Source organism: Arthrobacter sp. UYCu723, assembly GCF_054059215.1.
This window is the reverse complement of the sequence record NZ_JBSSBW010000001.1, coordinates 706130-728705: the sequence shown is the minus strand read 5'-3', so window position 1 is coordinate 728705 and position 22576 is coordinate 706130. Positions and strand designations below refer to the sequence as shown.

Below are 22576 nucleotides of genomic sequence, written 5' to 3'. Positions count from 1 at the left end.
AACCGCATCCACTCGCGAAAACTCCCACATCCTTGGCAAAATGCAGGTGGATCAATTGCTTCTAAAGGAGACCCATGGGCGCGAACACCGCGGAAAACACCAACCTTCGGCTGAAAGCCGTGCTGGATGTCCTGACAGAGGGGGTGTGGACGGGCGAGAAGCTGAACGCCGGAGGCGTGCTGGGCGAGGCAATCGCGCGGGAGCCGCTCAACGATCATGAACGCGAACTCCTGAGCGGCGGCATTCCACGTGGCCACAAGACGCTGACCACCGCCACCGCGAAGCTGGTCAAGGCCGGCTGGCTGGTCAAGGGCCGTTCCGGCTGGTCCATCACCGACGACGGCCAGCGCGCCACGGTCGCTTTCGCCGAGCCTGCCTCTTTCGCCGCAGCGCTCGACGCCGGCACTCCGGTTCCGGCCGACACGCCGCTGCCGTCCGCTCCCGCCGGGAAGCCGTCTGCTCCCGCAGGAAAGGCCGCCGCGCCAGCCGAGAAAGCGCCGTCGAAAGCCGCTAAGGTGGCCGGCAAGGCTGCCAAGCTGGTCGAAGAGGCGGTCGCCCCTGTCGCCAAGGCGGTGCGGAAGCGCAAGGCCGCGGACAAGGCCCCCGCGGCCGCAGTTGCCAAGGTCGCGGCCCCGGCAGCTCCCGCAACGCCGGCTGTCAGCACCGAAACCATCGAGCAGCCGGAAGCCGTCGCGGTTGCCGGTGACTTCAACATCCTGCTGGGTGCGCCCGCCAATTGGGCGCCGCAGTACGACGAGTCCCAGATGGAACTGGACCAGGTGGACCAGCTGTGGAAGATCGCCGCCGACATCCCGGCCGGATCCTACACCTTCAAGATCGCCCTGAACCGTTCCTGGGACGAAAACTACGGTGCGTTCGGGACCTTCGACGGACCCAACCACGAGGTGCACCACGGCGGCGGCGTCCTGGTCATCCACTACGATCACCGGACCCGCGACATCATCCTGCCGTAGGGCTGGAGGCCGCCCTAAACTGGGCTGATGGACGCCGTCGAGGTTGCGGGGCTACGAATCGGGTACCAGCGCGCGGGCCACGGTCCGCCGCTGGTCCTGCTGCATGGTGCCTACGAGGACAGCCGCGTCTGGCGCCGCCAGCTCGAGTCGTTGTCCGATGAATTCACCGTCATCGCCTGGGACGCCCCGGGGTGCGGGCGCTCTGACGACCCGCCGCCGGACTTCTCCGGTAAGGACCTGGGCGACGCCCTGACCGGTTTCCTCCGGGCAGCCGTGCCGGGCAAACCGCACGTCCTGGGACTTTCCATGGGCTCCGGGATTGCGTTGGAGATGTACCGGGCTCACCCGGAAGTCCCCGCTTCGCTGCTGCTGGCCTCGGCCTACGCCGGCTGGGCCGGCTCGTTGCCGCCGGAGGAAGTCGAACGCCGCTACGCTCAGGTGCTGGCCGAACTCGAGCGGCCACCGGAACAGTTCATCCCGGTCTGGCTGCCCACCCTGTTGACCAGCCGCGCCGATCCGTCGTCGGTCGGGGAAATCGCCGCCATCATGGCCGACTTCCACCCGAAGGGCATGCGCGCCCTGCTAAATGCGAGCGGCCGCGCCGACTACCGAGAGGTCTTGCCTACCATCACGGTGCCCACGCTCTTGCTGTACGGCGCCGAGGATGTCAGGTCACCACTGAGCGTCGCCCGGGACATGCACCAGCACATCCCTGGTTCCACGCTCGTGGTCATTCCCGACGTCGGGCACCTGGCTGCGGTCGAGGCGCCGGAAGCCTTCAACGCGGAGGTGCGCCATTTCCTGCATGGGATTGCCGGCGGTTGAGCGCGATTAGAACCGGGTCGGGTCCGGCCGTGGCGGCACCGGTCCGGGGTCCGGAATCGGGAGGGGACTCGGCGTCGGGAACGGGCCCGGAGTCGGTGCAGGCCCAGGCTCCGGGATCGGCGGCGGGGGCGTGACCGGGCCGGGTTCCGGCGGGAACGGATCCCCGGGCTCGGGCGGCGGAGTCGTGGGACCGGGATCCGGAAACGGATCAGGTTCGTGTGGCGGTGGAATAGTCATGCGGGGCTCCCTCACTCTGTTGACGATCCGGGTCTGTTTGTCAGACGGTTTGTTGATCGGGCGGGTCGGTTGGTTAGGCGCGGCGGCGTCGGCGCTGGACCCGCAGCTCCCACGGCCTGAGACGTAACGGGCCGGACGCAGAAGCCCCGGCCGCAGAAGCAGCGTCGGACGCATCGCCGTCGGACGGGTAGTTCGCCAACACCAGTTCCGCGTCCCCCCAACTCTCATCGCCGAGTTCCATGCCGTGTTCCTCGCCGGAGAAGTTGCCCAGCACCAGCAGCTCCGTGAAGTCTGGGGCGCTTTCTGAGGGACCGCTCAGCGACCGCGTGAAGGCGTAGACGTGCTCGTCGTCGGGCAGCAGCATGCTGAAGTTCCCGTGCGAGACCACCGGCTCCGCATGCCGCAGCTCGATCACCTTGCGGTAGAAGCTGTAGACCGAATCCGGATCGTCCACCTGGGCGGCGGCGTTGATGTGGTTGGTATTCGGGTTGACCGCGATCCAAGGCGCTCCGGTTGTGAAGCCGGCATGCCGGGAGGCGTCCCACTGGACCGGGGTCCGCGCGTTGTCCCGGTTCAGCGGCGCGAGCGCGGCGAGCACCTCGGCGTCGGTGTGGCCGAGGTGGGTGGTGGCTTCGCGGTGGTGGTTGAGGACCTCGATGTCGCGGTAATCGCTGATCGCCCCGAACGTCATGTTGGTCATGCCGAGTTCCTCGCCCTGGTAGACGTAGGGCGTGCCGCGGTGCAGGTGCAGGATGCCGGCGAGCATCTTGGCCGAGAGTTCGCGGTAGTGGCGGTCGTCGCCGAAGCGCGACACGGCGCGGGCCTGGTCGTGGTTGCCCCAGTACAGGCTGTTCCAGCCCTTCTCGGCCAGGCCTTCCTGCCAGCGCCCCAGGGTCTGCTTCAGCTCCGTGAGCTTGAGCTTCTTGGGCCGCCACTTGTTGCCGCTCTCCTGGTCCAGGGCCACGTGCTCGAACTGGAACACCATGTCCACCTCGGCCCGTGCGGGATCGGTGAAGAGGATGGCCTCCTCGACCGTCACGCCCGGCATTTCGCCGACGGTGAGCAGTTGACCGGTGCGGCCGGCGAAGACTTCGCGGTGCATCTCCTGCAGAAACTCGTGGATGCGGGGGCCGTTGATGTAGGACGGTGTGCCGTCGCCGTGGAGCATGCCCTCGGCGATCGGCCCGTCCGGCAGGGAAGTGTCCTTGGAGATGAAGTTGATGACATCCATCCGGAAGCCGTCCACGCCCCGGTCCAGCCACCAGTTCATCATGTCGTAGACGGCGGCGCGGACTTCCGGGTTCTCCCAGTTCAGGTCCGGCTGCTTCTTCGAGAAGATGTGGAGGTAGTACTCGCCGGTGGCCTGGTCGAAATCCCACGCAGGCCCGGAGAACGCCGAGCCCCAGTTATTGGGCTCCGCACCATCCCGCGGTGGCCGCCACCAGTACCAGTCGCGCTTCGGGTTGTCCTTCGCGGAGCGGGATTCCACGAACCACGGGTGCTCGTCCGAGGTGTGGTTGACCACGAGGTCCATGACCAGCTTCATGCCGCGCGCGTGCAGGCCGTTGGTCAGTTCCTGCAGGTCCTCGAGCGTGCCGAAGAGCGGGTCCACGTTGCGGTAGTCGCTGATGTCGTAGCCGTTGTCGTCCTGCGGCGAGGTGTAGATCGGGGACAGCCAGACGACGTCGACGCCAAGCCGCTGCAGGTAGTCCAGCTTGCTGATGATGCCGCGCAGGTCGCCGATGCCGTCGCCGTCGGAATCGGCGAAGCTGCGCGGATAGATCTGATAGACGACGGCGCCCTGGAACCAGTCGCTGGCAGGTGCCTCCAGCGATTCCGCAGGTGCTTGTTCGACCGTCATTTGGGACTCCTCGGCTGGTCCGGCACGTTGTGGCGGGCAGCGTTGCCGCGGTGCCGCCAACGTCTGATTATCGACCCGTTAGCGCAGGCTGGGAAGACCCTTCTAGTTCTGCGAGGCTAAGGGTCACGCCGTGGCGTCTCCGCGGCGCCTCGATCTGCCGGGCCGGCGCAAGGGGTCCAAAGGCCCTGTTTTTCGCGCCCGGAAAAACGAGAATTGTCGAACTACTTGCATCCCAGGGGGAGGGCGACATGCGCCGAGTTGGATCATCTTGCAGGGCTGCTTCGGCGGCATTCTGTGTAGCCGTTCTGCTGGCGGCCTGTTCTCCTCCCGCCACAGCCCCAAGTACCAGCTCGCCGTCTGCGAGCTCCGCGCCTGCGAGCTCTGAGGCGGCGACGCCGGACACGTCCGGGACGGCAGCCCCGGCATCACCCTCGGCGTCGTCGTCGGCCTGGACGAGCTTCACGACGTCGGACGGCCAGCTGATGTTCGACTACCCGTCAGCGTGGACGCTCAAGGACCGGGCAGCTGAGGCGGCGCCAGGCGGCGTCTTTGTGGAGGTCCTGAATAAGGCGGGAAAATCGATGGCTACTTTGCGGACCAATATGGTCACCGGGTCGGAATGCACTGAGAAGCATCCGTATTCCCTCATCGATTCCGAGGAACTGCCGGCACTGGCTCAGGGTGACGCGATTCCGCGGTTCGTTTTTGAGGGCCGGGCCAACCCCAACGATGCGGATCCGGCGAAGGCGAATGTCCTGGCCTATGGGATCACCTCCGCGCCCGAACCGTCCGGCCCCACCGCCTGCCCCATCTTCCATTTCTTCACGTGGCCGCCAAGCGGGGCGATGTTCGGCGGCGTCTACAATCCCCTCGATACGACTCCCGGGAACCCGCCCAACGTGGACACCCCGGAGGCCTATGTAGACACGAACGAGTACCAGGACATCCGCCAGATGATCACGTCCCTCCGGCCGGCGGGGAAGTAGCGGCGCGGCGAAACGCCGGGCTGAAACGAGGCGCACGGATGGAGGCCAGGAGGCCCGGGGTCACCATCGCGGCCACGTTCTGCGGCGCCTTGCTGCTGTCCTGCTGCTCGCCGCCCGGGCCGCCACCCGTTTCGACGGCACTGCCGCCCGCAACGACCTCGACCTCGGGCAGCACGCCGCCGTCGGGCAGTGCGACGCCAACCACGCCGCCGGCGTCGGACTGGAAGACCTTCACGACGTCCGACGGCGGGCTGTCCTTCGACTTTCCCAGCCGCTGGAGCGTCCGGGATCCCGCCGGGGAGATGCCTCTCGGCGGTGAGTTCGTGGACGTGCTCAATCAGGCGGGAAGGCCGATGGCCAGCCTGCGGACCAACATCGTCACCGGTGCGGACTGCACGCAGAGGTACCCGTTCGAGGTGTTCGACTCCGAGCCGATGCAGGCGCTCGCAGAGGATGGGGCGGCCGACGCGCCGGTGCCCCGCTACGTCTTCGAGGCCCGGGGCGACGCCACAGCTCCAAAGGCGGCACCGCCCACCATTGCCGGCTACGGAATCACCATGGTCCCGGAAGAAACCGGCAGCACGGCCTGCCCGATGTTCCTTCTGTTCCTCTGGCCGCCCAGCGGCGCCTTGTTCGGGGCAGCGTACAACCCGGAGAACAACACGACGCCGGGCGACCCGTCCATGCCGTACCTGGCGAAGGCGAAGCTCTACGCGACGACCCCGGAGTACCAGGACATCCGGAAGATGATTACCTCGCTGCGGCCGGCGGGGAAGGACGCGGGGAAGTAGCAGGCACCGATCCCGCCAAACTCTTCGTTCCGGCACCGCCAAAGTCACTGAAACGCGAGCCCCTGCAAGGCAAGTCACTGAAACGCAGGTCACTGAAACGCACGTCACTGAAACGCGAGCCGCTGAAAGGCACACCATGGGGTTCATTCCTCGTCGCAGAAACGCTTCCTCGACGGATCTCACTGCGGATCCCACTGCGGATCCGACTAACCGTCCGCCCCGGCGGCGGCGCCGACGAGTGCTCCGCATCCTCGCCATCGTGGCTCTCGTCGCGGTGGGGCTGGGGCTGGTCTCGACGGCGGTCAATCTGCTCCTCGAGCGGCAGGAACGGGGCAGCATTGCCCCTTATGGCGAGCGGGTGGAGATCGCCGGCGGAGCGCTCAATGTCTACCGGAGCGGCCGGTCCGGTCCGCCGATCGTGCTCCTCGGCGGCCTGGGCACGGCCGCACCAGCCCTGGACTTTGCCCCGTTGATCCGGGAGTTGGGCGAATTCAACGTCATCGTCGTGGAGGGATTCGGCTATGGCTACAGCGACCTCAGCGCCAGCGAGCGGACCAACAAGAACATCAGCACTGAACTCCACGAGGTACTCGCTAAGCTCAACATCACTCGGCCGTATGTCCTGGCCGGGCACTCGATCGCCGGCTTCTACATGCTCGACTACGCCAACCGGTACCCCGCGGAAGTTTCGGCCGTGATTGGGATCGACCCCACGGTGCCGACGGCGAAGGAGGGGCCCGTGGAGCTGCCGCTGGAAGGGGCGGGGTTGGTGCGGATGCTGTCGGTCACGGGAGTGGTCCGCGCAGTACTGGCCGTGGCCCCCGCGCTCGTGGAGCCCGACGGCGACGCGTTTACGGCCGATGAGCGTGAACGCATGCGCTTGATGCTCAGCTGGAACCTGGGCAACCAGGCCGTCGCCGACGAGACCGCACGGATTAGCAACAACGCAGCCGAACTTAGGGGAGTCACGTATCCCGACGCGCTGCCGGTGCTGGCATTTGTCTCCGGCGCCGGATCCCCCGGGGAACCGGCCAAGGCTGAGGCGGCTGAGAACCTCCTGAAGAACGTCAAACGCCATGAAATCGTCCCGCTCGCTGGCGGCCACTACCTGCATTGGACCCAGGCCAAGCTGATGGCCGAGGCGATCAGGAAGTTCCTCGGGAGCGGGCAGGCGGACCGGTAGACGGACCGCCGTCGTCGAACCGGCTGTACGGGACCGCAACTCACCGGACCCGCGTCAGGGGCCCGGCGTCGTCGGTGCCGCGTCAGAGGCGGCGTGCCTCGATCCTGCCCGGAGCGCGGTGCGGATGTTGACCTTCGAGGTGTAAGAGATCGAGCCGTACTGGAAGAGCCGCACGGCGAGGCGGAGCATGATGGCGGCCCCCACATAGAGGATCACGATCACGATTGCGGCTTCGAGCAGGTTCAGTGAGCCGAAGCCGTTGCGCAGCAGCGCGGTGACCGGGGCGGAGAACGGGAAGTAGGTGAAGATCTGCACGATCACGGAGTGCGGGTCCGAGACCACCAGGGCCACGGCGTAGAACGGCACGAAGATCAGCGCCATCATGACGCCCATGAAATTTCCGGCTTCCTTCGCGGTCGGCATCACCGCGCCAATGGCCACGAGGGTGGTGGTGAACAGCGCGAAGCCGCCGACCAGGATCAGGAAGCCGACGGTCATCCGGACCGGGTCGAAAATCAGCCGGGGCACGTCCAGCGCCGCCGGGTTCAGCTGTTCGGGGAGGAGCAGCCGGGCGATGAGGATGGGGGAGAGGAACACGATCATCTGCACCAGGCCGATCGCGAACAGCGCAATCACCTTGCCCGCGATGAGGGTGGTGGGTTTGAGCGTGGTCAGGATCATCTCCGTCACGCGGTTTTCCTTCTCCTCCAGGGTGGAGTTGAGCATCTGCCCGGCGAGGAGCACGATCAGTCCGTAGAAGATGACCAGGAAGATCAGCGGCGGAATGACGGATCCCGGCCCGCCGGCTTCCTGCGCGCCGTCGTAGGTGACGGTCTCGATCTTCGCCTTGCCGGCCGCGAGCGTGGACAGTTGCGGGGAGCCGATCCTCTGATCGACGGCGCGGCCCAGCATGGCCTGCGCGACGGCGGCGTACTTGCCGTTCTCGAAGATCCCCCTGTCGGCACCGTAGACGCGCACGGCGGTGGTCTCGGGGTTCGCCGGGAAGTCGAAGTAGGCGTCCACGGTCCTGGACTGCACGGCCCGGAGCCCGGCGTCCGGGGACCCCGCAGGGCGGGCGCCGAAGAGGGCCGCGTTCTCGGCGGTGATCAGCCCCGAGGCATCCGTGTAGGCGATGCTGAGCTGCGCGCTCTTCTGGGCCTCCGACGCAGTGTCCGTGGTGCTGTTGCTCAGGAAGATCAGCCCGAACACCACGGCCATGATGACGGGGACGGCCAGGGTGCCGATCCAGAACCGCCGCTTGGTCACGGTGCGGACGAATTCGAAGCCGATGACGGTTCCGAGATTGTGCTGGGCCACGGCCTTACACCTCTTCCCTCACGAGGGCGGTGGCGGCGGGCGCCGGTGCGGCTCCGGAGGCGCCGGGCCGGTTCTGGTCGCCGTAGACGCGGATGAAGATGTCCTCGAGCGAGACTTTGGTGGTGGTGAAACTGCGGACGGTCACGCCGACCTCGATCAGGTCCTTGAGGATGGCGGCTTCATCGGTGGCGTCGGTGATGCTCAGCTCGGCGTAATTGGTTTCCTCGAGCATCACGTCGTAGTGGGGCGAGCGCGGGATGGTGCCGCCGTACTTGATCCGGATGATTCTGCCGCCGTATTTGTTCTGCACCTCGTCGATGGTCCCGTAGGCCTCGGCGGTGCCGTTCTTCAGCAGGATGACGCGGTCGCACAGGCGTTCCACCTCTTCCATCTGGTGGGTCACCATGACCACCGTGGCGCCGGATTGTTTCTGCTCGGCGATGACGTCAATCAGCAAGCGCCGGTTGACCGGGTCGAAGCCCTTGGTCGGTTCGTCCAGGATGAGCAGTTCCGGGCGGTTCATGATGGTGACGCCGAGTTGGACCTTCTGCTGCTGGCCGCTGGAGAGCTTGTCCAGCAGCGAACCGGCCTTGTCCGCCAGGGCCACCCGTTCGAGGTACTCGAGGGACCACCCCCTGGCGGCGCGCTTCTCCATCCCTTTGAGCCGGCCGAAGTAGGTCATGATGTCGATGACCTTTTCCTTCTTATACAAGCCGCGTTCCTCCGGGAGGTAGCCCAGCCTGTCCCCGTGCTCGGGCTTGAACTCCCGCCCGTTGATATGCAGGATTCCGGCGGTGGGCTCGTAGATCCCCAGCAAGGCACGGATCGTCGTCGTCTTCCCGGAGCCGTTGCTGCCCAGGAAGCCGAAGGTCTCGCCGGCGTGCACATCGAAGGACAGGTCCCGGATGACGGTGGTGTCACCGAAGTCCATGCGGAAGCCGCTGATGTGGACCCGTGCTTCGCCCATGGCTGCTCCTGTGCCGGGCCGCCCCCTTTTGCAGCCCGTGCCTCTACTCGATCGGCCTGTCGAGACCCCTGTCCAAACTGCTTGCCCAGGCCCCTTTCCCGGACCCCGTGCCTGAACCCCGCTAGACGGCGGGGGAGTGCCGGTGGCGGCGGTTCGAGGGGGTCGGCAGGCCAGCCCGGGTCCGGCCGGTCCCGCCCCAGGCGTTCGAGCGGGCCTCCTTGATCAGGCCGGTGCCGGCGCACTCGCGGACATCCATGATGCCGTCCGCAGCCGAGCGTTTGTCCGCATAGGCCCTGGAAATGGCCAATACCGTTCCGTCCGCCCCAAGCAGGCGGAACCGGACGTTCGCCTCCGCGTCCGTGAAGATCTCGAAATGTCCTGCCATGGTCATGTCCTTTCGGGCCACCTAGGCACCCCGGGCCGTACACGTCCCTGTGCTGATGCCGTTTGTTCGACAGGGCGCCGCGGTGCTCTGACAAGACTGACCCGTGGGGACTAAGCGGGTAAGGGGCGAAAGTCCCAATGTCCCGGTGAGGCGGGGCACTACATTGGAAGAATGGCTGAGTTTCAGGAGGGCGAATCCGGGGAGCGTGTCCGGCTGACGGCGAGGGTGGGCGGCACAGTGCAGGCCGTCGGCTTCCGGTACTGGACGGTGCGGAAGGCCGAGGAGCTCGGGCTGACGGGCAGTGTCCGGAACAACGACGACGGTTCGGTCGGCATCGTGGCGGAGGGACCACAGATGGCGGTACTTGAGTTCCGGCGCTGGCTGCGCTCGCCGCAAGCGCCCGGACGCGTGGAAAACGTGGAGGAACAGATCTCCCGGGACACCGGGGAGTTCAACAACTTCGGGGTGGTGTACTGAGGCCGTGTTCGAGCGTGCCCATTCTTGGGGCAAAGGGCACTCGGCACGGGACCCGATTGTGGGTACGGTGGCCCCATGCAGAAAATATCGATCGACGCCCTGGCCCGTCAGCAAATCGCGGCAGCCCTCGTGGCAGCCAGCGGCCGGGCCGCTGACACGGTGTTCGGCGGGCACGAGAAGGTCCTCCGCCAGACCGTCATGGCGTTTAGGGCCGGCACGAAGTTGAGCGAGCACCAGAACCCCGGCGAAGCCACCGTCTTTGTGCTCCGGGGCTGCGTCCGGCTGCAGGCTGGCAAGGAATCCTGGCAGGGGAAAGCCGGCGATCTCCTGATCGTGCCCGAGGGGCTGCACAGCCTGGAAGCGGAAGAAGACTCCGCGATCCTGATGACCGTGGCAAAAATCCACGCCTGAGAGAAGCAACACCTGAACCGCGGGGACTTCTAGTTGTGCCGTGCCCACAGCTGCAACCATACGAGCAGTCGCGTTTCGGGGTCCTCTAGGTCTATTCCGAAAAGGGGTTCAACGCGGGACAAGCGGTACCGGACCGTGTTGACGTGCACGTCCAGAGCCTTTGCGGCATCAATCGCGTTTCCGCCGCAGCTCAGGTAGGCGTGGAGGGTCTCCTCGAACGACTTCTTATGCTGTTCGTCGTATTCGGCGATCCTCAGGGCGTGGGCCCCGGGGAGCTGGCCCGACGTCGTCAGCGACGAGACGATCTGGCGCAGCTGAAGGCGTGAGCCGAGGGAGTCGTCGTCGGCGACGATCTCATCGGAATCTGCCGCTATCCGCCCTTCGGCGACGTTACGCACCAGCTCGGACAGGACGAGTTCCGCGTTGACCCGGGACTCCGCTAGGCGGTCGATCGTGGCCGCCACCCCCAGTGCGGCCAGGACCGGGCGGGAGAGAAGCCGCCGCGCGTTCTGCACAATTTTCAGGATCGCGCTGCGTTGAAATTGCCGTGAAGATTCGGTGGTCTGCGGCAGGACGATGTAGACGATGTTGTCCGAGAGCCCACAGACCGCCGAGGGCAGCCGGATGGCGCAGGCGGTCCGGATCGTATCGAAGAGCCGGAGGCGGGACTGCAGCGTTTCGGCTGCGATGGCATCGGACGGCCAGATGCCCAGGGCCGCAACCCGAACGGACGCCGCCGGGATCCCCAGCCGGATCGCGGCCAGCTCGGCGCGTTTGGGCTCGAAGAGCAGCGGCTGGACCAGATCTATTTGGCGGGTCAGGTTCGAGACGTAGGTGGTGCGCTTGTGCAGGATGTGGAGCGCCGCAACGTTGGCAGCTTCACGCAGGATCCGGTTCGCGTCCTCGTTGTGGTGTTCCGCCAGTTCGAGGAGCCAGAGCGAGCCAAGGACGGAGTCGCCAGCCCGGATGGCGATGGCCGTGCGCCGGAGCAGCGGGTCCTCCGTCGCCACGTTCAACGCATTGCTGGCTGCATGGACGCGGCGGTAGTCCCTGTCCGTTTGAACGGAGTGCGGCACGTGCAGCCGCAGGATGGAACTCCGGCGCGTCTCGTCGATGGGCTGGTCCGGAAGGGTCGAATACGCCAGAATCGTCTGCTCCGGATCGGCGATCGCGATGGCACCGCCGGCTTGGGCCGCCACGGTGTTCGCCAGGTCGAACAAATCTCCGGGACGGATGTCCACCAGCGTGCGCCCCGATTGCCGGTGCGGGATGACGGCGGCGTCCATGATCTCCGCGAGCTGGTTCCACGGTACCGAATCAGAGGCCCGGAAAAGAGCCATCCCAGTGTCCCGCACGGCCGCCCGCAGTGCCTCGTCCGAGGTGCCGTTGGCTTTGTAGACTACTGCCACGTAGCCGGCGTCGCTGAGCTCCCGGATTTTCACGCCCAGCCGCTTGCCGGACAGCGACAAACCGATGGCAAGGGCGACGGCGCCGGGAAACTTCGCAGGACGGGCCATCGAGTCATAGAGAACAGAGCCTGCGACAATCTGCTGGTCGTCGGCCGGCATTTCGACGAGGCTGACAATTTCCGAACCGGCCGAGCGGGCGACGTCCGCCAGGGTGGGCAGCGCATGCCTCTCCGCCGCCGGGAGCGCCGTCATTGTTTCACCGAAGGAACTGTTTGGTAGTCGCTGCTAATGACGTGCCCTTCAATTTGTCGCTATCTCCATAGTGGCGCGGAGTTCCACTTCCTACGCTGAACCATAACGCAGCACCGCAAAAAGGAAGGCCCTCATTGAAAATCAGCGAAGCCAGGCAGCTCATCCAGGTCAAGGCCCCCGTGTTCTCCCGGCAGCGCCGGGTGCTGGCCAACGCTTTCAATGTGGAGGAATACCGGCAATCGGCACGGAAAGTCTTGCCGGCAGGGATTTTCGACTACCTGGACGGCGGATCTGAAGACGAGGTGACGCTCCGCCGCAATCGGGCCGTCTTCGACTCCTGGGCGCTCATGCCCAACTGGGGCCCGGTGTCCGGACCGGACACCAGTACCAGTTTGCTCGGAAAAGACAGCGCCCTGCCGCTCACCTTGACCCCCACCGGGGCCACCCGGCTGTTCCATCCCGAGGGCGAGCTGGCCGTCGCGGCTGCCGCGGACCGGGCCCGCATCCCCTACGGGCTGGCCGGACTGAGCACCGTGCCGATGGAAACGATCGCGGAGCGCCACCCGGCCCTGGACCGCTGGTTCAACTTCGGGCTCACCTCCGACGCCCAGGCGCTGCAGGCCAAACTGTCGCGCTGCGAGGCCGCCGGATTCAGCACCCTGATTGTAGGAGTGGACACGCGGGCGCTGGGCTCGAGAGAAAGGGATCTCCACAACGGCTTCACCGCCCCTCCCGCGCTGACTCTTTCAACCATCGCGGACATCGCCCGGCACCCCTCCTGGTGGGTGAATTTCCTGAAGTCGGACGGCATCAGTTTCCCGAACCTGGATCCGCGCAGTCCGGCGGCCACCGCAGTGGTCACGCCCTCCATGTGGCAGCACATCCTGGGCCACTCGGATGCGACCAGCGGATGGAACGAACTCGTTGCCTTGCGGCAGGCCTGGCACGGCAAGATCGTGCTCAAGGGCTGCGTCAACCCGGCCGACGTCGCAAAGGCCGCGGGCATTGGCCTGGACGCCGTCCAGTTGAGCAATCACGGCGGCCGCCAACTGGACCACATGCTGAGCCCGATGGACGTCCTGCAGGAATCCCGGCAGCGGGTAGGCGATTCGATCGAGATCTACGTGGACTCCGGCATCCGCCGGGGGAGCGACATCCTCAAGGCCTTGGCGCTGGGAGCCGACGCCTGTTCGATCGGCCGGGCCTACCTGTACGGGCTGGTGGCGGCCGGCTCGCCGGGTGTCGGACGCATCATTGACATCTTCGCGGACGAACTCCGGCGTACGATGACGCTGGTGGGCGTTTCCAGCATTCCCGAATTGAAGGCACGGGGCGGGGAAATTCTTCGCGACATCCGTCATTCCCCCGAAGTCCTCGAACCAACAGCCTCAAGCTCCACGCATTAATAAGCTCCGAACAATTCGGCTCAGCTCCGAACAATTCGGCACGCCGTGCCTTCCCGCAGCGTTGCGGGAGGCCCAAGAATCCCTGAACAGCTAAGGAAACCATGCGCACTCGATACCTACTTCCCGTTCTCACCGTCATCACGGCAATGTCGCTGACAGGCTGCGTCAACAACAGCGAACCAGCAGCCACGGCTGCCACGTCCGGCGCACCCGGACCGGCTGACGCCGTCGCGGTGAAGAAGAACGACTCCCTTGCGGCGTCGCTCCCGGAGAAGATCAAGTCCGCCGGTGTCCTCAACGTCGGCATGGCGAACAACTACCCGCCCAACGAGTTCAAGGACGGCAATGGTGCGCCGGCCGGCTGGGCCGTGGACCTGACGAAGGCGCTGGGTGACGTCCTGGGCCTGAAGGTCAACTTCGACATCGGCACCTTTGACAATATTCTTCCGGCCGTGAAGGCCGGAAAGGACGACATGGGCGTGTCCTCCTTCACCGACACACTGGAACGCGAAAAGCAGGTGGATTTCGTGAACTACTACTCCGCCGGCATCCAGTGGGCCGCCCCTAAGGGCAAGACCGTGGACCCGGCCAACGCCTGCGGACTCAAGGTCGCCGTCCAGGCAACCACCTACCAAGACACACACGAGGTGCCCGCGAAGTCCAAGGCCTGCACGGACGCCGGCAAGGCGGCCATCACCATCTTCAAATACGACGCGCAGGACCAGGCGACCAACGCCCTCGTGGTGGGGCAGGTCGACGCCATGAGCGCCGATTCGCCCGTTACCCTGTACGCGATCTCCAAGACCAAGGACAAGCTGCAGACCGCTGGCGACGCCTTTGAGGTGGCACCCTACGGGATGCCCGTGGCCAAGGACAGCGCCTTCACGCCGGTCCTGCAGAAGGCGCTCCAGACTCTGATCGACGACGGCACGTACAACAAGATTCTGGCCAAGTGGGGAGTGGAATCCGGCGGGGTCAAGACGGCGGCGCTCAACGTGGCAGCCAAGGGGTGATCACGAATGAGCGAGCCGGAGTCCGGCAGGATGACTGAGCCGCTGCCCGGCCAGCGGCCCCGGGCCGGCGGCACCGCCCCCGGCCCGGGCGGCACGGGCCCGGGAACGGGCGGTGGCAAGGGTGCCGGCGTCGGCGTCTCGGACCGCGATGGCGAGCCGACGACGATCGTCGCCGTCCCGCTGCGCCACCCGTGGCGGATCCTCGTGGCTGTGGTCCTCGTCCTCATGCTGGCGGTCTTCGTGCTGGACGCCGCCCAACGACCGGACTACGGCTGGGCCGACGTCGGCAAGTACATCTTCGACCGCCGGATCAGCCAGGCCGCGTGGGTCACGTTGTCGCTGACCATCTACGCCATGGTGGGCGCGATAGTTCTGGGCCTTCTGCTGGCCATCATGCGGCTCTCACCGAACCCCGTGTTGAAGAGTGTGGCGTGGCTCTACATCTGGATCTTCCGGGGAACGCCTGTCTACGTGCAGCTGGTCTTCTGGGGCATCGTGTCCCTGATCTATCCGGTGTTCACGCTGGGCATTCCGTTCATGACGCCCTGGGCCACCATCCCGAACGAGATCTTCACCAACCTGTTCATCACCGCCGTGATCGGGCTGGCCCTGAATGAGGCCGCCTACATGTCCGAGATCGTGCGCGCCGGGCTGCTGTCCGTGGATCAGGGCCAGGAGGAAGCCTCGACAGCCCTGGCCATGTCCTGGGGGCAGACCATGCGCTATGTGGTGGTTCCGCAGGCCATGAAAATCATCATTCCGCCCACCGGCAATGAGGTGATCTCGATGCTCAAGACCACCTCGCTGGTGGCCGCGATTCCGTTGAGCATTGACCTCTACGGGGTGTCCCGGGGTATTTCAGCGGTGACGTTTACTCCGGTGCCGCTGCTGATTGTGGCGTCGCTCTGGTACCTGCTTTTCACTTCCGCCCTGATGGTGGGCCAGCACTTCATCGAGAAGCGATTCTCGCGCGGAACCGGCCGCCTCAAGACGGGCAAGGAACCGGCGTCGCCGGAGCCGGGACCGACGGCGGCGCCAGGCGCACCGGGCGTACCGCTCGGCACAGACTTTGGAGGAAAGGGATGACGGGCATGCCAATGGTCCTTGCAGACCGGGTTTCTAAGAACTTCGGCACCAACAGGGTGCTGCGCGGGATCAGCCTGGAGGTGAAGCCGGGCGAGGTGCTCTGCATCGTGGGTCCCAGCGGTTCAGGCAAATCCACGTTCCTGCGCTGCATCAATCACCTCGAACGGGTGGACGCGGGCAGGCTCTCGGTCGACGGACAGCTGGTTGGATACCGTCAAAAAGGAGACAGGCTCCACGAACTGAGGCTCACGGAAGCGGCCCTGCAACGCCAGGAAATCGGCATGGTCTTCCAGCGGTTCAACCTGTTTCCGCACCTGACGGCGGTGGAAAACATCATCCTGGCTCCCATGCGGGTGAAACGGCTTTCCAAGGCCAAAGCCACCGCCCGGGCCAAGGAACTGCTGGAGCGTGTGGGCCTGGGGGACAAAGGTGACCACTACCCGGCGCACCTCTCGGGCGGGCAGCAACAGCGGGTGGCCATCGCCCGCGCGCTGGCCATGGACCCCAAGCTGATGCTCTTCGATGAGCCCACAAGCGCCCTGGACCCCGAGCTGGTGGGCGAGGTCCTGGACGTGATGAAGGAACTGGCCCTTACCGGCATGACCATGATTGTGGTGACGCACGAGATGGGGTTCGCCCGCGAGGTGGCGGACACCCTGGTCTTTATGGATGAAGGCGTGGTGGTGGAAGCCGGACCACCACGGCAGATCCTCAGCGACCCGCAGCATGCCCGGACCAAGGCGTTCCTTTCCAAGGTGCTCTGACGGCGGGGTCCGGCTCAGCCCAGAGCTGTGGCCCCGCCGCCGCACGGGTGGAACACTGATCCTGTGGAAGGCCTTGCCGGGAGCAGGACCTGGACGGACTACAACGCCGCCCAGGCCGCACGTTCCGTGCGCCCGCTTTGCCTCGACGCCATGCTCTTGGCCGGTCCCGGCAACGGCCGCCGCGCCATCGATCTGGGCTGCGGGGCCGGGAAGGAAACGCTGGCCCTCCTGGACGGCGGCTGGCGGGTGCATGCCGTCGATTCGCTTGCCGACACCGGCGAGCGGCTGTGGGCGACCGTGCCGGCGGAACTGGCGGAAAAACTCAGTGTCGAAATGCGTCCGTTCGAGGAGCTGATGAATCTTCCCGACGCCGATCTCATCCTGGCCAGCTATTCGCTGCCCTTCATCCATCCAGGGGACTTCGGCCGCGTCTGGCAGATGCTGCTCGGGTCGCTCAGGCCCTCGGGTGTCATCGCCGTGAACCTCTTCGGCGAGCGGGATTCCTGGGCCGGCATCGCCGAATGGAACTTCCATACGGAGGCGGACGTCAGGAGGCTGTTCGACGGGCTCGAAATCCTCAAGTTCGAGGTGTTTGAGGACGCGGGGCAGTCCTTCCGGGGCCCTAAGCACTGGCACATCTTTGACGTGATCGCCCGCCGGCCGTGAGCCACTCTCCCCGGAGCGGCCTTGCCGTCGCTGGACTCAGCCTCGGCACGGCGCTGAACCCGCTGAACTCCTCGATGATCGCCGTCGCCCTGGTGGTGCTGCGCGCGGATTTCGGGCTCGACGTCGCCACGGTCACCTGGGTGATCACCGCGTTCTACCTCACCTCCGCGGCGGGCCAGCCGCTGATGGGCCGGCTGGCGGACCGCTTCGGGCCGCGCCGCTTGTTCATGTTCGGCATGGCCGTGGTTGCCGTGACCTGTGCCGTGGCACCCTTCGCGCCGAACTTTGCGGTGCTGTGCGTTGCCCGCGCCTTCATGGCGCTGGGCACGGCGGCCGCCTACCCGAGCGCCGTCGTCATGGTGGGGGCGCTGGCCACGCTGGCCAGGACGAAATCCACGCGGCCGCTGGGCAGCATCCAGATGGCCAACACCTCCGCTGCCGCCGTCGGCCCGGTGATGGGCGGGCTGCTGGTGAGCCTGGTCGGGTGGCAGGCGCTGTTCCTGATCAACGTCCCGCTTTCGCTCGCGGCCATCCTTCTGGTCCGGAGGTTCGCTCCGGCCGACGAGGGGCGTGAACGCGGTCGGGCCTCCGAGCTGCTGCGGGACTCGGACATTCCCGGCATCCTCGCGTTCCTGGCTGCCATGGTCCTGGTGATGATGTCGCTGCTGAACGTGCTGCCGGAATACCGATGGTGGCTGCTGGGCGGCGGGACGCTGCTGGCCGGGCTGTTCGTGTGGCGCGAGCTGCGCTTCGCCCCGCCGTTCCTGGACCTTCGGCTGCTGGGCGGGAACCGGCCGCTGCTGCTGGTCTACCTGGGTTTTGCCCTGTTCAACGGCGTCTACTACTTCGCGTTCTTCGGGCTCCCGCAGCTGCTGCAGGAGGCCGCGGGATACGATCCGGGCGTTGTGGGGCTGCTGATGTTGCCGCTGGCCGCCATGTCGGTGGTGGTGACGCCGTTCGCGGTCCGCGCGATCGACCGTTTCGGCGTCAAGCGGGTGCTGATCGTCGGCGTCGTACTGCTCGTGGCGGCGTCCTGGATGATGTGGCTGCTGACGGCGTCGTTCGCGATCCCGCTGGTCATTGCCCTGACCGCCCTGATGGGGGTGCCGTACGGGGTGGTAAGCATCGCCTCCAGCCAGGGCATGTACCTCTCCACCCGGCCGGAGGAGCGCGGGGTGGCCGCCGGGATCTACCAGACCTGCCGCTACCTCGGCGCGATCATCGCGACGGTGCTGATCGGCATCTTCTACGGAACCGGCGTCAACCAGGCCAACTGGGGCCTCATGGTGGTCGTCATGCTGGGACTCGGCGCGGTGGTGATTGTGGTTTCGCTGATGTGGCGGGAACGGCCATAACACCAGCAGCTTGACACGCCCAACGGGCCGGATTAGCGTCGGCCTTAACGAGGCATTTCGCCCGTTTCTTAATATTTTTTCACAGTATTTTCGGCGCTCAGTCAGGGTTGCTTGTGCTTGGCCATGGCGCCAGCAAGGAGAGTCCTGATGTCCACTTGGGAAATGTCCGGAAAGTATGTGGGCAACTGCAATTGTCAGCTGATTTGTCCGTGCCCCGTCGACGGGGTCCCCACCGGCCCGAATGGCGAGTGCCGCGGTGTGAATGTGTTCCATGTTGCCAGCGGAAACCTCGATGACACCGATCTGTCCGGGGTCGACTTCGCGTTCTGCAACTGGTTCCCGTCGCATCTCACCGCGGGTGGCTGGAAGGTGGGGGTCGTCGTCGATGAAGGAGCGTCGGAAGCGCAGGCGACAGCCTTGGAAAGCATCCTCCATGGCGAGGCCGGCGGCCCGTTCGCCGAATTTGCGGCGTTGTACGGGGAATGGCTCGGCGTAGAACGTGCGAGTGTCACGTTCTCGGACGGCGACACACCATCCGGTGCTGTGGCCGGGCGCGTGAACTTCACCTTTGAGCCCCTGCCGGGACCCGACGGCGGCGTCACCACCGTCAGGAACGCGATGTTCGGCTTCGCCCCCGAATTCCAGATCGGCAAGGCACCGGGCCACTCCGACCTCTTCGGCCTGGACTTCGACGGCGTATATGGCGAGACCGCGGACTTCACCTTCTCGAGCGAGATGGCTGAGAACGCCCCAAAGGCGCGGGCCTGAGCGCCGGCACCTGATGCTTCGCCGGAAGCAGTTGACACGAGAGGGCGACCGCCGTATCCCGCGCGTCACCGTTACACCTGCCGCAGGTTCAGTGGCAGCGGCGTACCGCCTCGATCCGCGGGAGGCCGGACTCCTCGCGGTCCTCCTCGGGCTCGCCGCAACGAGCTGGATCTTCATGTCCGCCCAGATGAACGGGATGGACATGGGCCGCTGGACGGACCCGGGACCGCTGGGATTCTTCGCCACGACGTGGGTCGTCATGCTGGCGGCCATGATGTTTCCGTCCGTGGCGCCGATGGTTGTCGCCTACGCCCGGATCCACCGCCGCCGACGCGAGCTGGGGCGTCAGGCTCCGCCGGCCTGCACCGCAGTGTTCGTGGCGGGCTACCTGCTCACGTGGACCGTCTTCGGAATCCTGGCCTATTCGCTGTACGCCGCCGTGGCAACGCTGGTTCCGGGTCTTTTCGCCTCGGATCAAGGCGGCCGCTACCTGGCAGCCGGAGTGATCCTGGTGGCGGCCGCCTACCAACTCACCCCCGCCAAGAACATCTGCTTGATGAAATGTCGTACGCCCATGGACTTTGTCCTCCGCCGCATGCGCTACGGGTACGGTGGTGCGCTACGCATGGGGATGGAGCACGGCGCCTGGTGCGTGGGCTGTTGCTGGGCCCTGATGGTGGCACTGTTCGCTCTGGGAGTGATGAGTATCGGGTGGATGGCAGTCGTCGGGGCGTTCATCGCCGTCGAGAAGATGCTGCCGTGGAAGCAGTTGGCTAACCGCGCAGTAGCGGCAGCCCTGGCTGCAATTGCACTCAGTATCGCCCTGGCGCCCTGGGCGATGCCTGGAATGGTGGCCTGACAACGCAGGTCTGCGCGTCGCACCTGCGGCGGCGCAGCGCGAGTTGTTGATGCGCCATGACGCGAGTGGGAAAATTGTGGTGCGGTCTCATCCACTTTAAGGAGTCGAAAATGGCTGACGGGACTGGATTGATCAAGCGTTTCTACACGGAGGTGATCGAGGGCGGAAACCTCGATCTCATCGAGGAACTGGTGAGTGATGACTTTGTCGATCACGATCCCCTACCCGGACAATCGCCCGCTAAGGACGGCGTTGGGTTCTTCGTCAACACGATGCGGGCGGCATTCCCGGATCTCAAGGCCAAGACCAACGAGCCGGCGTTGGTAGATGGAAATCTGGAGGCGCAATACGTGGTGTTGACCGGAACGCATCAGGGAGAACTGATGGGCGTTGCCCCCACCGGGCGCAGCGTCGAATTCAGCGGCGTTGACATCATCCGAATCGATAACGGCAAAGTCGTTGAGCATTGGGGAGCCACGGACACGATGACCCTCATGCAACAGATCGGCGCGGTACCTCAATGACGCGGAAACTACGCGGAGCAAACGGGGGTTCTTCCTCTTGGGAAGGGCCACCCGGCGCGGATGTTCGATGTAGTCGACACCGATTTTGTCCACCTGCCCCCGGTGCGCGATGGTCGCGATCGCCTTTGCCGCGGCTACCTCGATAGTCATGTCTTGGGTTCCCATGGAGACCCTCCCTGTTGACCGGCGAAGGGGTCTGCCCAAGGTAGATCTTCGCCGGTATTCGCAGGCTATCTAGCGGCTGCGACATTCTTCGCGTGGACCTGAAAATGTCAGTGCCTTGACTGAATATGGTCCTGTAAATGACCTACGAAAGGGGCGAGGGATGCTGGAAACTTTTGCGTTGCCAGATCCACAGCTTGAACTGATGCTCGGCGTCCAGCCGGAGGAATCGCTGGAGTGGCAGGCCCAGCGGAATCGGCACTATACAGGCTGGCATGACGTGGAGTCCACAGAACAGCTCGTCGCAATCGTTCAATCGATTACCCACGAGAACGACTGGTTCACGGTGCAGACGAAAGATCTGCATGGCCAACCATTAGGACGGTACGCGCATGCGGCCAATACCGGCCACGGCTATCTGGTGGAGGTTGCCCAGATCAACGGCCAAACCACGCACAACTGGCGCATCGGCCGGGGCGCGGCGGCCGATGACGCTGGAAACAAACCACACAAAAGTCTCAAAGCCAGCCAGATTCTCAGCCTTGCCGCAATGGAAGGACTGGTGTCCTGGCGGCACGGGCAGGGGCTGCCCTTGGGATACGGAGCTGCGCTGCGGATCTACCGGAGCGCTTGACGTCACCAGCCGGCGTGGATCGTGACCAACTGGATTGATGGTGAAGAGCCGTCCACGTTCCCCCGGAGAAGACGTGGACGGCCCCGATGCGAAGGACTCAGCGGCGCAGCACCCAGGCGGCGTAGTCCGGCTGCAGCCAGCCCTCCTCGGCTCAGGCCTGAGGTGAGTACGCCTTGGGAAGCTTCATCCCGCGCTCGTCCATGACCGTGCGCAGGCGGGTGGGGTAGTCGGTGATGATGCCGTCCACGCCGAGGTCTAGCTGGCGTTCCATGTCCGCCGTGGTGTTCACCGTCCAGGGGAGCACCGGCAGACCGAGCTCGTGCGCTTCGGTGATCATCTGCGGTGTGACGGAGCGGAAGGTGGGGGAGATCATGTTGTAGCCCTGGGCTGCCGCTGCCTTGGCGAGGGACCCGCCGTAGGTATCAATATCGATGCCGCCGAGGTTGGGGCTGGCGCCGGGCTGGCCGATCTCGAGCCAGGCGTCGCCACTGGACAGGGCCACGAGCGGAAGCTCCGGGGCGATCTTCTTGGTCAGGTTCAGCGAGGACCAGTCGAACGACTGCACAGTGCTGCGCTCCGCCATGCCGGCCGTGTGGATCTCCGCGACCACAGCCTTGGTCAGGGCCACCATGCCCTCGCCACCGGACTTCCCGTCCTCTACCTTGGTCTCGATGTTGAAGCGGACCTTCTTGGCGTCGGCGTCACGCACAAGCGCGAACACGTCCTTGAGCTCGGCGATCCGGTTGCCCCCGATCACTTCCTGCTCCGGAAACCCTAACAGAGGCGTAAACCCGCAGTCCAGCGTCTTGATCTGGCCGAGCGACAGTTCGGCGACCCGGTCACCGACATACGGGAATTCGGCGTCGCCAGGAACGGCCGGCGCGGTGTCGCGGCACTTGTCCGACTGGATGGTGTCGTCATGCCAGACGATGATCTTGCCGTCGTCGGTCAGGTGGGTGTCCAGCTCCAGGGTGGCCACCCCGAGCTTCAGCGAGTTGGCGAACGCGGCCAGGGATTCCTCGGTCCACTCGCCGCGGCCTCCGCGGTGGGACTGCAGGTCAAAGGAACCGTTGCTCTCGTTGGTTTTGATTTCGGAACTTGCGGTTCCGGTAGCGTTCGACGACGGCGCGGAGCCTACTTCCGGGTTGGAAGCGGCGACGGCGGGGCTCGCCATAGAGGCGATGAGCGTGGCGGCGGCGGCCGCGGCAGTCAGGGGTGTGCGCATGGTGATGGTTCCTCCTGGATGACGGTTGCCGGCGCTGCG

At 65.6% G+C, this 22576-nt stretch carries 24 protein-coding genes; 17 read left to right on the top strand and 7 right to left on the bottom strand.

The genetic code is table 11. The features are described from left to right. Positions 1-74: 74 nt before the first annotated feature. Both ACVWZ8_RS03215 and ACVWZ8_RS03210 read left to right on the top strand, forming a co-directional pair. Entirely contained in the window at positions 75-974 is a 900-nt protein-coding gene (locus ACVWZ8_RS03215) for a pullulanase X25 domain-containing protein (RefSeq protein ID WP_426976291.1), read from the top strand. Positions 975-1001: 27 nt separating this feature from the next. After that, on the top strand, positions 1002-1799 hold the full coding sequence (locus ACVWZ8_RS03210) for an alpha/beta fold hydrolase (protein WP_456503773.1): 798 nt from the start codon (positions 1002-1004) through the stop codon (positions 1797-1799). Between the two features lie 310 nt (positions 1800-2109). On the opposite strand, the gene ACVWZ8_RS03205 is transcribed toward ACVWZ8_RS03210, so the two are convergent. After that, positions 2110-3897, bottom strand: coding sequence for an alpha-glucosidase (locus tag ACVWZ8_RS03205; RefSeq protein WP_456503772.1), 1788 nt, complete (start codon positions 3895-3897; stop codon positions 2110-2112). Between the two features lie 482 nt (positions 3898-4379). Here ACVWZ8_RS03205 and ACVWZ8_RS03200 point away from each other — a divergent pair, with 482 nt between their 5' ends. Beyond that, on the top strand, positions 4380-4883 hold the full coding sequence (locus ACVWZ8_RS03200; RefSeq protein WP_426976294.1) for a hypothetical protein: 504 nt from the start codon (positions 4380-4382) through the stop codon (positions 4881-4883). Here ACVWZ8_RS03200 and ACVWZ8_RS03195 read toward each other — a convergent pair. Then, positions 4855-5220 (bottom strand): hypothetical protein, encoded by a 366-nt coding sequence (locus ACVWZ8_RS03195; RefSeq protein WP_456503771.1) that lies wholly within the window; start codon positions 5218-5220, stop codon positions 4855-4857. The two genes, ACVWZ8_RS03200 and ACVWZ8_RS03195, sit on opposite strands and share 29 nt — an antisense overlap. Positions 5221-5236: 16 nt before the next feature. On the opposite strand from ACVWZ8_RS03195, the gene ACVWZ8_RS03190 reads away from it, so the two are divergent. Both ACVWZ8_RS03190 and ACVWZ8_RS03185 read left to right on the top strand, forming a co-directional pair. After that, positions 5237-5674: a hypothetical protein gene (locus tag ACVWZ8_RS03190; protein ID WP_456503770.1), complete on the top strand. Its 438-nt coding sequence runs from the start codon at positions 5237-5239 to the stop codon at positions 5672-5674. Between the two features lie 238 nt (positions 5675-5912). Then, positions 5913-6857 (top strand): alpha/beta fold hydrolase, encoded by a 945-nt coding sequence (locus ACVWZ8_RS03185; protein WP_426976296.1) that lies wholly within the window; start codon positions 5913-5915, stop codon positions 6855-6857. A 54-nt stretch (positions 6858-6911) separates the two neighbouring features. On the opposite strand, the gene ACVWZ8_RS03180 is transcribed toward ACVWZ8_RS03185, so the two are convergent. The 3 genes from ACVWZ8_RS03180 to ACVWZ8_RS03170 form a co-directional block, all read right to left on the bottom strand. Continuing rightward, complete coding sequence (locus ACVWZ8_RS03180) at positions 6912-8174, bottom strand: ABC transporter permease (RefSeq protein ID WP_426976297.1); 1263 nt, start codon at positions 8172-8174, stop codon at positions 6912-6914. Between the two features lie 4 nt (positions 8175-8178). Next, positions 8179-9141 (bottom strand): ABC transporter ATP-binding protein, encoded by a 963-nt coding sequence (locus ACVWZ8_RS03175; RefSeq protein WP_426976298.1) that lies wholly within the window; start codon positions 9139-9141, stop codon positions 8179-8181. A 121-nt stretch (positions 9142-9262) separates the two neighbouring features. Then, entirely contained in the window at positions 9263-9526 is a 264-nt protein-coding gene (locus ACVWZ8_RS03170; protein WP_426976299.1) for a YegP family protein, read from the bottom strand. Positions 9527-9697: 171 nt separating this feature from the next. Between ACVWZ8_RS03170 and ACVWZ8_RS03165 the strand changes: the two genes are divergently transcribed. Next, positions 9698-10003, top strand: a complete 306-nt coding sequence (locus ACVWZ8_RS03165) for an acylphosphatase (RefSeq protein ID WP_426976300.1) — start codon at positions 9698-9700, stop codon at positions 10001-10003. Positions 10004-10078: 75 nt separating this feature from the next. Continuing rightward, positions 10079-10414 carry a cupin domain-containing protein gene (locus ACVWZ8_RS03160; protein WP_426976301.1) on the top strand — a complete coding sequence of 112 codons (336 nt, stop codon included), beginning with the start codon at positions 10079-10081 and terminating at the stop codon, positions 10412-10414. A gap of 29 nt (positions 10415-10443) precedes the next feature. Here the strand turns inward: ACVWZ8_RS03160 and ACVWZ8_RS03155 are convergent, their stop codons facing one another. After that, entirely contained in the window at positions 10444-12075 is a 1632-nt protein-coding gene (locus ACVWZ8_RS03155) for a PucR family transcriptional regulator (protein WP_456503769.1), read from the bottom strand. 134 nt (positions 12076-12209) lie between these two features. On the opposite strand from ACVWZ8_RS03155, the gene ACVWZ8_RS03150 reads away from it, so the two are divergent. The 10 genes from ACVWZ8_RS03150 to ACVWZ8_RS03105 all read left to right on the top strand — a co-directional run bounded on the left by ACVWZ8_RS03150 (position 12210) and on the right by ACVWZ8_RS03105 (position 21312). Then, positions 12210-13481 carry an alpha-hydroxy acid oxidase gene (locus ACVWZ8_RS03150; RefSeq protein WP_426976303.1) on the top strand — a complete coding sequence of 424 codons (1272 nt, stop codon included), beginning with the start codon at positions 12210-12212 and terminating at the stop codon, positions 13479-13481. Positions 13482-13582: 101 nt separating this feature from the next. Beyond that, on the top strand, positions 13583-14494 hold the full coding sequence (locus ACVWZ8_RS03145; protein ID WP_426976304.1) for an ABC transporter substrate-binding protein: 912 nt from the start codon (positions 13583-13585) through the stop codon (positions 14492-14494). Between the two features lie 6 nt (positions 14495-14500). After that, positions 14501-15580 carry an amino acid ABC transporter permease gene (locus ACVWZ8_RS03140; RefSeq protein ID WP_456503768.1) on the top strand — a complete coding sequence of 360 codons (1080 nt, stop codon included), beginning with the start codon at positions 14501-14503 and terminating at the stop codon, positions 15578-15580. Beyond that, on the top strand, positions 15577-16344 hold the full coding sequence (locus tag ACVWZ8_RS03135) for an amino acid ABC transporter ATP-binding protein (RefSeq protein ID WP_456503767.1): 768 nt from the start codon (positions 15577-15579) through the stop codon (positions 16342-16344). The genes ACVWZ8_RS03140 and ACVWZ8_RS03135 overlap by 4 nt, the downstream gene beginning before the upstream one ends. A gap of 63 nt (positions 16345-16407) precedes the next feature. Further along, positions 16408-17010, top strand: coding sequence for a class I SAM-dependent methyltransferase (locus ACVWZ8_RS03130; RefSeq protein ID WP_456503766.1), 603 nt, complete (start codon positions 16408-16410; stop codon positions 17008-17010). Beyond that, positions 17007-18365 (top strand): MFS transporter, encoded by a 1359-nt coding sequence (locus tag ACVWZ8_RS03125; protein ID WP_456503765.1) that lies wholly within the window; start codon positions 17007-17009, stop codon positions 18363-18365. The genes ACVWZ8_RS03130 and ACVWZ8_RS03125 overlap by 4 nt, the downstream gene beginning before the upstream one ends. A 147-nt stretch (positions 18366-18512) precedes the next feature. Then, positions 18513-19133 carry a DUF1326 domain-containing protein gene (locus tag ACVWZ8_RS03120; protein WP_456503764.1) on the top strand — a complete coding sequence of 207 codons (621 nt, stop codon included), beginning with the start codon at positions 18513-18515 and terminating at the stop codon, positions 19131-19133. A gap of 91 nt (positions 19134-19224) precedes the next feature. Further along, positions 19225-19992 carry a DUF2182 domain-containing protein gene (locus tag ACVWZ8_RS03115; protein WP_426976309.1) on the top strand — a complete coding sequence of 256 codons (768 nt, stop codon included), beginning with the start codon at positions 19225-19227 and terminating at the stop codon, positions 19990-19992. A gap of 110 nt (positions 19993-20102) precedes the next feature. Next, positions 20103-20516: an ester cyclase gene (locus ACVWZ8_RS03110; RefSeq protein ID WP_456503763.1), complete on the top strand. Its 414-nt coding sequence runs from the start codon at positions 20103-20105 to the stop codon at positions 20514-20516. A gap of 325 nt (positions 20517-20841) precedes the next feature. Beyond that, a complete protein-coding gene (locus tag ACVWZ8_RS03105) occupies positions 20842-21312 on the top strand; it encodes a hypothetical protein (RefSeq protein WP_456503762.1) in 471 nt (156 codons plus the stop codon). Positions 21313-21463: 151 nt separating this feature from the next. Here the strand turns inward: ACVWZ8_RS03105 and ACVWZ8_RS03100 are convergent, their stop codons facing one another. After that, positions 21464-22537 (bottom strand): glycerophosphodiester phosphodiesterase family protein, encoded by a 1074-nt coding sequence (locus tag ACVWZ8_RS03100; protein WP_456503761.1) that lies wholly within the window; start codon positions 22535-22537, stop codon positions 21464-21466. Between the last annotated feature and the right edge of the window lie 39 nt (positions 22538-22576).